The 12,632-nt window shown below is 71.8% G+C and carries 12 protein-coding genes; 3 read left to right on the plus strand and 9 right to left on the minus strand.

Features of this window, described 5'->3' with window-relative positions; all coding sequences use genetic code 11:
• The first annotated feature begins 75 nt into the window (after positions 1-75).
• Positions 76-342, plus strand: coding sequence for a helix-turn-helix domain-containing protein (locus NBW76_RS14860; protein WP_055968861.1), 267 nt, complete (start codon positions 76-78; stop codon positions 340-342).
• A gap of 57 nt (positions 343-399) precedes the next feature.
• On the opposite strand, the gene NBW76_RS14865 is transcribed toward NBW76_RS14860, so the two are convergent.
• Positions 400-897, minus strand: a complete 498-nt coding sequence (locus tag NBW76_RS14865) for a hypothetical protein (RefSeq protein WP_056552394.1) — start codon at positions 895-897, stop codon at positions 400-402.
• Between the two features lie 113 nt (positions 898-1,010).
• On the opposite strand from NBW76_RS14865, the gene NBW76_RS14870 reads away from it, so the two are divergent.
• Positions 1,011-1,670: a LysM peptidoglycan-binding domain-containing protein gene (locus tag NBW76_RS14870; protein ID WP_056552395.1), complete on the plus strand. Its 660-nt coding sequence runs from the start codon at positions 1,011-1,013 to the stop codon at positions 1,668-1,670.
• On the plus strand, positions 1,667-2,158 hold the full coding sequence (locus NBW76_RS14875; RefSeq protein ID WP_055968867.1) for an Rv3235 family protein: 492 nt from the start codon (positions 1,667-1,669) through the stop codon (positions 2,156-2,158). Before NBW76_RS14870 ends, NBW76_RS14875 begins: the two co-directional genes overlap by 4 nt.
• Before the next feature lie 76 nt (positions 2,159-2,234).
• Here the strand turns inward: NBW76_RS14875 and secA are convergent, their stop codons facing one another.
• The 8 genes from secA to mtrA all read right to left on the minus strand — a co-directional run bounded on the left by secA (position 2,235) and on the right by mtrA (position 12,632).
• On the minus strand, positions 2,235-4,943 hold the full coding sequence (gene secA / locus NBW76_RS14880; RefSeq protein WP_200931791.1) for a preprotein translocase subunit SecA: 2,709 nt from the start codon (positions 4,941-4,943) through the stop codon (positions 2,235-2,237).
• Between the two features lie 109 nt (positions 4,944-5,052).
• Positions 5,053-6,258: a winged helix-turn-helix domain-containing protein gene (locus NBW76_RS14885; RefSeq protein WP_235492859.1), complete on the minus strand. Its 1,206-nt coding sequence runs from the start codon at positions 6,256-6,258 to the stop codon at positions 5,053-5,055.
• A 77-nt stretch (positions 6,259-6,335) separates the two neighbouring features.
• Positions 6,336-7,001: a response regulator transcription factor gene (locus NBW76_RS14890; RefSeq protein ID WP_235492860.1), complete on the minus strand. Its 666-nt coding sequence runs from the start codon at positions 6,999-7,001 to the stop codon at positions 6,336-6,338.
• A 32-nt stretch (positions 7,002-7,033) separates the two neighbouring features.
• A complete protein-coding gene (hpf, locus tag NBW76_RS14895) occupies positions 7,034-7,690 on the minus strand; it encodes a ribosome hibernation-promoting factor, HPF/YfiA family (RefSeq protein ID WP_055968873.1) in 657 nt (218 codons plus the stop codon).
• 30 nt (positions 7,691-7,720) lie between these two features.
• A complete protein-coding gene (locus tag NBW76_RS14900) occupies positions 7,721-8,488 on the minus strand; it encodes a ComF family protein (RefSeq protein ID WP_056552398.1) in 768 nt (255 codons plus the stop codon).
• 85 nt (positions 8,489-8,573) lie between these two features.
• On the minus strand, positions 8,574-10,358 hold the full coding sequence (locus tag NBW76_RS14905) for a GerMN domain-containing protein (RefSeq protein WP_055968877.1): 1,785 nt from the start codon (positions 10,356-10,358) through the stop codon (positions 8,574-8,576).
• Positions 10,355-11,848: an MtrAB system histidine kinase MtrB gene (mtrB, locus tag NBW76_RS14910; RefSeq protein ID WP_156364656.1), complete on the minus strand. Its 1,494-nt coding sequence runs from the start codon at positions 11,846-11,848 to the stop codon at positions 10,355-10,357. The genes NBW76_RS14905 and mtrB overlap by 4 nt, the downstream gene beginning before the upstream one ends.
• A 91-nt stretch (positions 11,849-11,939) precedes the next feature.
• On the minus strand, positions 11,940-12,632 hold the full coding sequence (gene mtrA / locus NBW76_RS14915) for an MtrAB system response regulator MtrA (protein WP_055968881.1): 693 nt from the start codon (positions 12,630-12,632) through the stop codon (positions 11,940-11,942).

Here is a 12,632-nt window from a genome sequence, read left to right on the forward strand (position 1 = left end):
GGTCCCCCGTCCGGTCGTCCACAGGTCGGACGGCCGCGACTCGACGTGACACCGCAGCGTGGAAAACTGGGACCCATGTCCGATGGGTCCCCCCGCTTCCTCACCCTGGCCGACGTCGGCGAGGTGCTGAACGTGACGGTTCGACAGGTCTACGCCCTCGTGCGATCCGGGGAGCTCAAGGGGATCCAGATCGGTGGCCGCAACCAGTGGCGGGTCGAGAAGGACCAGCTGGAGGACTACATCCAGCGCCAGTACGCCCGCGCCGAGCAGGCCGTCGCCGACCTCGGCGAGGGCGATCTGGCCGACGCCGACCTGGCGAGCGACGACGACGCGACGGTCTGATCCCCGCCTTCCGGTCCCCGCCTTCCGATCCTCGCCCGTCGCCGGGCCGATCCGGTCTCAGCGCGGGACCGTGACGACCGCGAGCGCCTGCAGCGGCACCAGCAGGGTCCGTTCCGCGCTGCGGACCAGCACGCCCCCGTCGACCACCTGCTCCACTCGCGCACGCAGGCTGGAGCCGTCGACACGCACGAGCAGCACCTCGTCACCGTCGTCACGCATGCGGCGGAGCACGTGGCCCCACCCCAGTCGCGCGTCCACCGACGTGAGCGCCGGCGCACGTCCGTCCGTGCGGACGCCCAGCACCGCAGCCAGCGCGACCACGTGCTCCAGCCCCCCGGCGTCGAGACGAAGGAGCTGCTCGTTGACCAGCCCCACGGTCCCGCCGAGCCGACCTGCCCCGGCGACCTCGACCTCCACCTGACCGCCGAGCAGCTCGCGCCACGGCGTCCGTGACCACTCCTCGTCGCGCAGCTCGGCCACCATCGCGTCGCGCTCGACCAACGCGTCGTCGTCCGCGGCGGCCTCGAGGTCGGCGAAGAGTCGGTCCCAGCGCATGGCAGCACCGTAGCGCGGGCACGGGCGTCCGACCCCTGTGCACGAACCCTTGACGACACGACACGAACGACCTTCACTGTCATCAAACGTCGTCAAACGCTAGGAAACGACCGATGCGCTTGTCCCGGACCGGGTTCGTCACCTGGAGCCTCGCCCTCACCTCGCTCGTCCTGCGCCTGCCGCACGTCGCCACCACCGTCGACCAGCTCTCCTCGCCGTCGTTCCCCGTGGCCCTGGGCGCGCTCGTCGAGCTGGCCCTGCTCGCCGTCGCGACGTGGACGTCGCTGGCCCTGGGCGCGTGCGTCCTGGGCGGCGGTGCGGCCCGAGCCGCCGGACGCCTGGTCCCCCGCGCCCTGCGAGGCATCCTGCTCGCCGGGGTCGTCACCGGGTTCGGGATCGGCACCGCCCACGCCGGCGTCGACCATCCTCGTCCGGATCGGCAGACGACCGACCAGGGTGCCCTGCACCGGTCCGACGCCGGGCACCGGATTACCGGTGTCGGACTCGACGGACTGTCGCTGCCCGACCGGCCGGTGCTCGTGGCCCCGGTCGAACCGTCGGCACCTCCGCCACAGGGACGCGAGATCGTGCTCGTCGCCCCCGGCGACACCCTCTGGTCCATCGCGGCACGCTCGCTCGGGCCCTCGGCCCACGACGGCGAGATCGCCGACGCGGCGAGGCGGTGGTACCTCGCGAACCTCGAGGTCATCGGCTCCGACCCCGACCTCATCCGTCCCGGCCAGCGTCTGGTGGCCCCCGGAGGAGCAGCATGAGGGCCGCGACCGAGCTCCGGACCCCGGCGCGCTTCATCACCGACGAGGACGCGCTCCCCACCCAGCTGCCCCTGCCACTACCCGGTTCACCCTCGTCCGTGGTCCCCGTCCCACGGACCCGCGACGGCGAGGAGCTCGCACGGCAGCTGCGCGCGCCGATCGCCCGCTTCATGCAGGGGCTCACCGAGGTGCTCTGCGGGGGCCGACCGGCCCGTCAGCTGTCGGCCTGGATGACGCCCGACGCCCACGCGGCCCTCGTCACGGCGCTGGCGGGCGAGCGCTCCGGACGACCCCGACGTCGCGACGAGCGCGCCGTCGGCGGACGCCTGGCGTCCGTCCACCTCAGCGTCGTGCACGCGGGCGCGGTCGAGGTCACCGGACGCATGGTGCACCGCGGGCGATCGCGGGCCGTCGCCCTGCGGCTGGAGCTCGTCACCTCGCCCCGCGGGCGCCAGGTGTGGACCTGCACCGCCCTCGTCTGGGCCTAGGACCCGCCCTCGGGCCCTCGAGCCCGCGACCGGAGGAGTCCTTGCTCGCCGGGCCCTCGGACCCGGCGAGCCCGGCTCAGCGGTTGCGCTTGCGGGACTGGCGCTGCGCCTTGGTCTTCTGGCGTGCCTTGGACTTCTGCTTGGCCTGACGCTGCTTGTCGGCAGCGGGGTCCTCGTCGTCGGCGCGGACCTCGACGTCGCCGTCCTCGGACGGCGCCGAGTAGGAGAGCTTCTGCTCCGCCTTCGGCTCCAGACCCTTGGCCTGGACGTGCGGGTGGTCGTGCGTCTCGTCGACGGCGCTCTCCTCCACCTGGACGTCGAGGTTGAACAGGAAGCCCACCGACTCCTCGGCGATGCTGTCCATCATGGCGCTGAACAGGTCGAAGCCCTCGCGCTGGTACTCCACGAGCGGGTCACGCTGCGAGTAGGCCCGCAGACCGATGCCCTCGCGCAGGTAGTCCATCTCGTACAGGTGCTCGCGCCACTTGCGATCGAGCACGCTCAGCACCACGCGGCGCTCCAGCTCACGGGTGACCGGAGCCCCGAGCTCCTCCTCGCGGCGCGCGTAGGCGGCGAGTGCGTCCTCGGTCATGGTCTCGACCAGGCCCTCGCGGGAGAGGTGCTCGCGTCCGCCGGCCTCCTCCTCGACCTCCTCCACGGTGCGGGAGACCGGGTAGAGCGTGCCGAGGGCGGTCCACAGCTGCTCGAGGTCCCACTGCTCGGGGAAGCCCTCGGTGGCGCCGTTGACGTAGCCGGTGACCGTGTCGGTGATCATCGTCGTGACCTGGTCCTGCAGGTCGGCGCCCTCGAGCACCTTGCGGCGCTCGCCGTAGATGACCTCGCGCTGACGGCTCATGACGTCGTCGTACTTGAGGATGTTCTTGCGGGTCTCGAAGTTCTGCGACTCGACCTGGCTCTGGGCCGAGGCGATCGCACCCGTGACGCGCTTGTTCTCGATGGGCACGTCGTCGGGGATCTTCATCGTCTGGAGCACCCAGTTGACCCAGTCGGCCTTGAACAGGCGCATCAGGTCGTCCTCGAGCGACAGGTAGAAGCGCGTCTCGCCCGGGTCGCCCTGACGGCCAGAACGTCCACGCAGCTGGTTGTCGATGCGGCGCGACTCGTGGCGCTCGGTGCCGATGACAGCAAGGCCGCCGGCGTCCGTGACGGCCTGCTTCTCCTCGGCTACCTGGGCCTCGATGCGCTCGAGGGTGGCCGGCCAGGCGGCGCTGTACTCCTCGGCGTTCTCGAGCGGGTCGAGACCCTGCTTGCGCAGGGCCGCGTCGGCCAGGAACTCGACGCTGCCGCCGAGCATGATGTCGGTACCTCGACCGGCCATGTTGGTGGCGACGGTGACCGCACCGCGGTGACCTGCGACGGCGACGATGGCCGCCTCACGCTCGTGCTGCTTGGCGTTCAGGACCTCGTGCGGGATGCCGCGCTTGCGCAGCAGCTTGGAGAGTCGCTCGCTCTTCTCGACGCTCGTGGTGCCGACGAGGATCGGCTGGCCGGTCGCGTGCCGCTCCGCGATGTCCTCCACGACGGCGTCGAACTTGGCCGCCTCCGTGCGGTAGACGAGGTCGGGCTGGTCGGCACGGGCCACGGGCTTGTTGGTGGGGATGGGCACCACGCCGAGCGAGTAGGTCTTGTCGAACTCGCTCGCCTCGGTCATGGCCGTACCGGTCATGCCGCCGAGCTTGTCGTACAGACGGAAGTAGTTCTGCAGCGTGATGGTCGCCAGGGTCTGGTACTCCTCGCGGATCCGGACACCCTCCTTGGCCTCGATGGCCTGGTGCAGACCCTCGTTGTAGCGACGTCCGTCGAGGATGCGGCCGGTGTGCTCGTCCACGATGATCACGTTGCCGTCGAGGACCACGTAGTCCTTGTCGAGCCGGAACAGCTCCTTGGCCTTGATGGCGTTGTTGAGGAAGCTGATGAGCGGGGTGTTCACCGCGTCGTAGAGGTTGTCGATGCCGAGCTGGTCCTCGACGCGGTCGATGCCCTCCTCGGTGACCGAGACGGTGCGCTTCTTCTCGTCGACCTCGTAGTGCACGTCGATGGTCATCGCGCCCACGATGCGCGCGAACTCGCCGTACCACTTCACCTCGTCCTCGGTGGGGCCGGAGATGATGAGCGGCGTGCGGGCCTCGTCGATGAGGATCGAGTCGACCTCGTCGACGATGGCGAAGTTGTGTCCGCGCTGGACGCAGGCCGCGATGTCGTCGGCCATGTTGTCGCGCAGGTAGTCGAAGCCGAACTCGTTGTTGGTGCCGTAGGTGATGTCGCACGCGTAGGCGTCGCGGCGCTCCGGCGGGGTCATGCTCGGCAGGATCATGCCGACGCTGAGCCCGAGGTAGGTGTAGACCCGCCCCATCCACTCGGCGTGGTACCGCGCGAGGTAGTCGTTGACCGTGATGACGTGCACGCCCTTGCCCGTGAGGGCGTTGAGGTAGCTGGGGAGCGTCGCGACGAGGGTCTTGCCCTCACCGGTCTTCATCTCCGCGATGTTGCCGAGGTGCAGCGCGGCGCCGCCCTGGACCTGCACGTCGAAGTGCCGCTGCCCGAGCACCCGGCTCGCGGCCTCGCGCACCGTGGCGAACGCCTCGGGCATCAGGTCGTCGAGGGTCTCGCCGTTGTCGAGGCGCTCACGGAACTCGGCGGTCATGCCGCGCAGCTCGTCCTCGCTCATCTCGCGGAACTCGTCCTCGAGCGCGTTGACCTGCTTGGAGATCGCGGCGAGCTGTCGCAGGATCTTGCCTTCGCCTGCGCGGAGGATCTTGTCGATGACCTTGGGCACGGTGGACGCACTCCTGAGTTGGTAAGTCGGGCTTCTCGCAGTCTATGCCGAGCGGCCTGACGTCCGGGGTCGGGTCGTGGACCCCGTCTCCGAACCACTACACCCGGTCGCGCAGCCCCTCGACGAGGTCGCCGCGGTGGCCGATCTCGATCGCGGTGAGACCGAGCCAGGCCGCCATGGTGCGCAGCTCCTCGGCGAGCTCGGCCGTGGTGTCGCCCGGCGCGCCGGCCTCGGCCCAGGCGCCGTGCACGACGAGCGTGCCGCGCGACCGGTCCGCCTTGAGGTCGACCCGGGCGACCAGGTCGTCGCCGAGCAGGAAGGGCAGCACGTAGTACCCGAACTCGCGCTGGGCCTCGGGCACGTAGATCTCGATGCGGTAGCGGAAGCCGAACAGCCGCTCCGCACGCTCGCGCTCGAAGACGACCGGGTCGAACGGGCTGAGCAGGGCGCGTGCACGCACCGCGCGCGGCCGGACGGCCTCGTGGTGCAGCCAGGCCGGCCGGTCCCACCCCCGGACCTGGACCGGCAGCAGGACGCCGGCGTCGGCCAGGTCCTCGATGGCGGCCCGCGTGGGTTCGGGGGCGGAGCGGAAGTAGTCGCGCAGGCACGGGGCGGTGGCGACCCCGTGGGCCCGCGCCGCGTGCTCGACCATGACCCGGTGCGCCTCGGCCTCGTCGAGCGCGGGTCGCGCCAGCACCGCCGCGGGGATCACCCGCTCGGGCAGGTCGTACTGGCGCTCGAACTGCGCGGTGCGTCGCGCCGACGTGAGCTGCCCGGTGTGGAAGAGGTACTCGAGCGCGTTCTTCGTGGCCGACCAGTTCCAGCCCCAGTGGGACCGGTCCCGATCGGCCTCCTCGCCGACGGCGGCGTCGACCTGGCGAGCGGTGCGCGGGCCGTGCGCGGCCACGTGCTCCAGCACGGCGTCGACGAGGTCGGGCTGCTCCTGCGCCACGCGCTCGGGTCCGCCCCACAGACCGCGCCGGCCCGCCATGCGGTGCTGCATGGCCGGCCACAGGTCGACGTCGACGAAGGTCGCGACGTGCGCCCAGTACTCGAACATCGCGCGCGGTGCGCGCCCTGCCGCGCGATGGAAGACCTCGAGGTCGTACGGCCCGACGCGTGAGTACAGCGGCAGGTAGTGCGCCCGTTGCAGCACGTTCACCGAGTCGATCTGGAAGAAGCCCAGACGGCGCAGCGTCGAGACCAGGTGGCGCCGCTCGACCGCGTCGGGGCGGGGCCGCGTGAAGCCCTGCGCCGCGAGGGCGATCCGGCGGGCCTGCAGGGTCGAGAGTCGTTCGGTCACACCGTCGATCCTGCCCTGCCGCACGGACGGATCCTGCAGGAGCCGTCACCGCGGATCGACCACGACCCCGGGAACGCTCAGACCGAGTCGTCGAGCAGGTTGCTGCGCACCGCGTACATGGCTGCCTCCATGCGCGACTTCATCTGCAGCTTCTCGAGCATGTTGCGGATGTGGTTCTTGACCGTGTTCTCGCTGATGTAGAGCTCCTCGGCGATCTCGCGGTTGCTCAGCCCCTTCGCGACCAGCCGCAGCACCTGCAGCTCGCGCTGGGTCAGCTGCGCCGTGGCCGGCGCCGGGCTGCGCGACATCTGCACGAACTCGTCGAGCAGCTTGGTGGCCATGCTGGGGCTGATCAGCGACTGGCCCGCCGCCACGAGCCGGACGGCCTCGGCGACCTGGTCGTAGGTCGATCCGTCCTTGAGCAGGTACCCGGAGGCGCCGCTGCGGATCGACTCGTAGAGGTCGGACTCCTCGTCGCTGGCGGTCAGCATGATGATGCCGGTCGAGGGCGAGATGGCCTTGATCGCCTTGCAGACCTCGACCCCGGAGCGACCCGGCATGCGGACGTCGAGCAGGACCACGTCGGCCGGGGTCTCCTCCACCGCTGCGATGGCCTGGTCGCCGTCGCCGACCTCGACGAGCTCGAGGTCGGCGTCGGCGCTCAGCACCATCGACACGCCACGACGGAACAGCTCTTGGTCGTCGACGAGCAGCACGCGGATACGAGGTGCCCGAGAAGTCACTCCCGCATCATGCCACGCAGCGCGCGTTCGCGTCAGGGGGCGATCCCGCCCTCGATCGAGCCCGACTCGTCGACGTCGAGGTGGATGACGCCGTAGTCGTAGCCCTTGCGCAGGTACACGACGCTCGGACGCATCGAGTCCTTCTCGAGGAACAGGTAGAAGTCGTGACCGACCAGCTCCATCTCGTAGAGCGCCTGCTCGAGGGTCATGGGGACGCCGCTGTGCGTCTTCTCGCGCACCACGAGCGGGCAGTCGCCCTGGACCTCCACGCCGGCGATCGTGGTGGTCTCCACGTCGGGGTCGTCCTGGCTGCCGTCGAGCAGGTCGGTCGAGAGGTCGGCCGGCATCTCCGCGATCGAGGTGGGTCGACGCTTGCCGTGGCTGATCCGGCGGCGATCGGTCGCGCGACGCAGCTGCGCCTCCAGCTTGTCGATCGCCGAGTCGAGCGCCGAGTGCTGGTCGGTGGAGCTCGCCTCGGCCCGGACCGCCGGCCCTCTGGAGCGCAGGGTCATCTCGACGCGGGCGGCATGCTCGTGCTGACGAGGGTTCTTCTCGTGGGTGACCTCGACCTCGACGCGGTGGATCTTCTGGCGCTGGTCGTACTTCTCGATCCGGTGCAGCTTGTCCTGGACGTGCTCGCGGAATCGTTCGGAGATCTCGCTGTTCCGGCCGTTGACGACGATTTCCATGGAGGGCCTCCCTGCGCTCGGTCGTGCGTTTCACATATCAGTGACCGTAGACCGCCGGGGGCCCATATTCCAGAGGACGGCCGAGTTCGTCCCGAACGGCGGGTGTCCCCGCCCACGACCCCGGCCCTCGCGGACGTCCCTCGTGGTCGATCCGGGCGCCGGACGTGCTGTCACGACGGCGGCACCGAGCACACCGACGCCGTCGGAGACGAGCACGCGGACGGCCTCGGCCAGCGTGGCCCCCGTGGTGACGACGTCGTCGACGACCACCACGTCCGCACCACCGGTGAGGCGACGACGCGACCGTCGCAGCGCGCCGTCGAGATTCCCACGACGCTCCCGTGCAGCCAGGCCCACCTGGTCCCTCGGCTCCCGCTCGAAGGTCAGGGCGGGCACCACCGTCGACCGCAGCCCCACCGCCTCCAGGCGCCGCGAGGCCTCCTGCACCGCGCTCGTCAGCAGGTCACCACCGCGCCGACGTCGGCCGCGTCTGGTGGTCGGCACCGGCACCAGGCAGACGGCGGGGCCCGGCTCCAGCGCGCACACGGACGCCGCGACGAGCGCACCGATCGTCGGGCCCAGCCGCGTGTGTCCGCCCCGCTTCCAGGCCAGCATCACGTCACGCAGCACACCCTCGTGCTCCCCGACCGCCACGACGGGGACCGGTCGGTCCGCGACCAGGCGCGGTCGCGGTGCGATCCTGCGCCGGCACGGTCCGCACAGGTCCACGGCCGGGGACCCGCAGCCCGCGCAGGCAGCGCCGAGCAGCAGGTCGGCCGCGGCGAGCAGAGGGTCCACCCCACGAGCGTGGGCCGGCCAAGGACCTCGCACCAGGGGTGCCCCGCAGGGTGTGGACGAGGGGGACCACGACCCGTCGGCGGGATCAGACCCCTGGGGACAGCGTGCTCACCGCTCCGACGCCGAGCCGCGTCCAGGTGGCTCCGGGCCCGAGGTACCAGAGCCGGTCGCGCCGGTCGACGGCCCAGCGCTGCTCCCCCGCGACCACGAGGGTCCGAGCACCGACGTCGGGCAGCACCGGCGCTCCGCCGGCCCCGCCACCCTCCAGCTCCGTGCCGTCGGCCATGCCCTCGAAGACCTGCCGCCCCAGGTCGGTGTCACCGAGGAACGCCAGGCGCGCTCCGTCGACCCAGGCCACCGAGGCCGGCCGGCCGACGTCCCATCGCAGCGCGACGGACGCACCGAGTCCCACCACGCGGTCGTCGGCGGACCGCTCCACCGCCCCGATGCGGACCAGGCCGCCCCCGCCGGTGCCGTCCTCCGCCCCCGGCCCGGAACCCCCGCCCGCTCCGTCCTCCGCCCCCGGCCCGGAACCCCCGCCCGCGGTCGTGATGGCGTACCGCGACCCGTCGGGCGAGAGGGCGAACGACGTGACGTCCAGCGACGCGAGCGCCGCCGACGGGATCGACCGCGTGGCGTCGGGCTCGACGACCCGCACCCGCGACCCGCCGCCCGGGCGGTCGACGACGACGAGCACGTCGTCGGGGAGCCACCGGGCCGAGACGAGGTCCGTCACCGCGACCTCCACCCGATCCTCGCCCGTGGTCCTGCGGACCACGAGCACGTCGCCCGAGCGGGACAGCGTGGCCACCCGCGACGGCCCCACGTCGATGGCGGCGGTCTCGTCCGGCTCGACGGCCCACGCCTCGGGCACCGGGCGGATCGTGGCACCCACGATCTCGACGACGCCGGCGTCCTCCCCGTCGAGCACGGCGAAGGGCCCCGACTCCACGGCGCGGGGCACGTACCGCCGCCACGACCCGACCGGCTGGACCCGCTGTCCCCGCGGTGTCAGCACGGTGGCGCCCGCCGAGACCCGCACACCGGTCACGTCGCGGACCTGGCTCAGCGTCCAGACCAGCTGTGCCGCCAGACGCCCCTGGTCGGCGACCGACAGCTGCGCGGCATCAGGCCCCAGGTCGACCTCGGCGACGCCCTCGGCGTCCACCGGGACCGAGGGGCGCAGGTCGCCCAGGCCGGGCACGTAGGTCCGGAGCTGGGCGGTGGGGTCGGACGGACCCCGCGCCAGCGACGTCACGAGCGACGTCGCGAGCTGTTCACCCGCCGGCAGGTGCACCACCGAGGGCGCCAGACGCTCACCGGAGCGGTCGAAGAAGAACACCGGGAACGCCCGGTAGTAGTCGGTGTAGAACTTCTCGGTGACCAGCAGGCCCTCCGGTGGTGCCGAGATCCGCCACTCCCCGTCCACCTGCTGCAGGCCGAACGAGCGTCGTTCCCGGGTGGCGGCGGGCTCGACGCGACCGCGCGCGTCGAGGTCGAGCACCCCCCGTGCGGTCAGCTCCACCTGCATGCCGTCGTCGCGACGGTCCGCACGCACGGCGGACACCAGCGGGTCGCGGTAGACGTGCGTGGCGGCGGCCGGGTTCCAGCGCTCCGCCGCGCCCTGCGTGAGGTACTGCTCGGCCACACCGGTCGACGGCGGGAACGCGAGCATCGCGTCGAGGTAGCCGGAGACCACCTGCTGCGGCGTGGCGCCCGGGCTCGGCGGGGCCGGGGCGTAGCGCACCGTGCTCTGGCCGAGGTCGTCGTCCTCGCGGACCTGCTGCACGGTCCCGCCGGTCGGGATGCCCGAGCAGCCGGCCACGACCACCAGGACGGTCGCCGCGGCGACCAGCCGCAGGCCCCTCACGCGAAGACCCTGCGGACCACGGGCAGCGGCGCGACGGAACGTCTGGCCGGGTCGACGACGCGAGGGAGGGTCAGCACGAACTCGCTGCCCTCGCCCGCCCTGCCCCATGCCTGGAGGGTGCCACCGTGCAGCACGGCGTCCTCGCGCGAGATCGCCAGGCCCAGGCCGGTGCCGCCCTGGGTGCGCGCCGGATCGGCGCGCCAGAACCGGTCGAAGACCCGCAGGTTCTCGTCACCCTGCAGGCCCACGCCGAAGTCGCGGACCGCGAGCGAGACCGCGAACGCGTCCTGGGCGACCTCGATCTCGACGACGTCGGACCCGCTGTACTTCGCCGCATTGGCCACGAGGTTGCGCACGATCCGGTCGATGCGGCGGATGTCGGCCTGCACCACCGCCGGACGATCTGCACCCACCGCACGGCCCACGATGCCGCCGCGCGCCAGGATCGGGTCCTCGGCCGCGGCGCGGGCCACCCGCGCGAGGTCGACGTCGGCGAGCTCGAGCTGCGCCGCTCCCGCGTCGAACCGGCTGAGGTCGAGCAGGTTCGACAGCAGCTCCTCGAACCGGTCCAGCTCCCGCTTGAGGAGCTCGGTCGAGCGAGCCGTCTGGGGGTCGAAGCGACGCCTTGCGTCGAACAGCACCTCGCTCGCCATCTGCACCGTCGTGAGCGGGGTGCGCAGCTCGTGGGAGACGTCGGAGACGAACCGCTGCTGCAGACGCGAGAGGTCCTCGAGACGTCGGATCTGGCTCTGCAGGCTGGCGGCCATCTGGTTGAACGACGTGGACAGCCGGGCGATGTCGTCCTCGCCACTCACGTGCATGCGCTGCTCGAGGCTGCCGGCGGCGTACCGCTCCGCGATGCGTCGGGCCAGCCGGACGGGCGTGAGGACCTGGCGCGACACGATGAAGGCGACCCCGCCGACCATGAGCACCATGGCCAGGCCGCCGAGCAGCAGCGCGTTGCGCACGAGCGACAGCGTCTGCTGCTGCTCGGAGAGGGAGAACAGGTAGAAGAGGGCGTAGGTGTCGCCCGTCCCCGGCGACCGCAGCTGGCTGCCGACCACCACGGCCGGGCTGGCGTCGGCACCCACGAGCGACAGCTCGGAGTAGCGCCAGAACACGCCCGGACCGTCCAGGACCTCCGCTCGCAGGTCCGTCGGCAGGGACCCCGGGGCGAGCTCGGCCGACGAGCGGATCGGCGGTGCCCCGCTGCCGGAGCCGAGCGGCCCCTCGAGCACGAGCTCGTAGGCACGGTTCTCGCTGTCGGTGTCGGTGACGGAGTCAACCAGCTGGGTCAGGGTGGGAGCCTGCGCCTGGGGCTGCGTCTCCACCGCCGCGTCGAGCTCGGCCTGGGCCTTCTCGAAACCCGTCCGGGCCTCGGCCACCGCGGTGTCGCTGCGGCTCTCGGTGAGACCGTCGGCGACCTGCTGCAGCAGCGCCCACCCCACGAGACCCACCACCAGCGCCACGAGCAGGACGGTGCTGGTCACCACCCGCGTCTGCAGCGAGCGACGCCAGAGCGAGGCGACCCGCCGGATCACGTGGCCCGCCGACGCCGGGTGGCCGGAGCCGGCGTCGTCGTCATGGCGCGATGGCCTGGTAGCCCACGCCGCGCACGGTGCGGATCACCTCGGGCGACTCGGCGTCGTCCTCGATCTTGGACCGCAGCCGGGTCATGTGGACGTTCACGAGCTTGGTGTCGCCCGGGTGGTGGTACCCCCACACGCGCTCGAGGAGCACCTCGCGGGTGAACACCTGCTCGGGGTTGCCCAGCAGGCACGCCAGCAGGTCGAACTCCAGCGGTGTCAGGTCGAGCGGACGTCCCTTGCGGCTCACGGTGTGGGCCGCCGGGTCGAGCACGATGTCGCCGAACTCGAGCACCTCGCCCACCGCATCGGTGCGACGCAGGCGCGCCCGCACCCGCGCCACCAGCTCGGTGTTCTTGAACGGCTTGGTGATGTAGTCGTCCGCCCCGGCCTCGAGACCGCGCACCACGTCGGGGGTGTCGGACTTCGCCGTGAGCATGATGATCGGCACGGCCGAGCCGGCACGGATCTGCCGACACACCTTCATGCCGTCCATGCCCGGCAGCATGAGGTCGAGCAGCACCACGTCGGGCTTGAACGCCCCGAAGGCCGTCATCACCTCGTCGCCGGACCGGCAGACGAGGGTCGTGAGCCCCTCGGCCTCGAGCACGATGGTCAGCATCTCGGCGAGCGACGCGTCGTCGTCGACGACGAGCACCCGGTCGCGCTTGCTGCGCCGGTAGCTCAT

Source organism: Aeromicrobium sp. Leaf245, from assembly GCF_942548115.1.
Lineage (GTDB): Bacteria > Actinomycetota > Actinomycetes > Propionibacteriales > Nocardioidaceae > Aeromicrobium.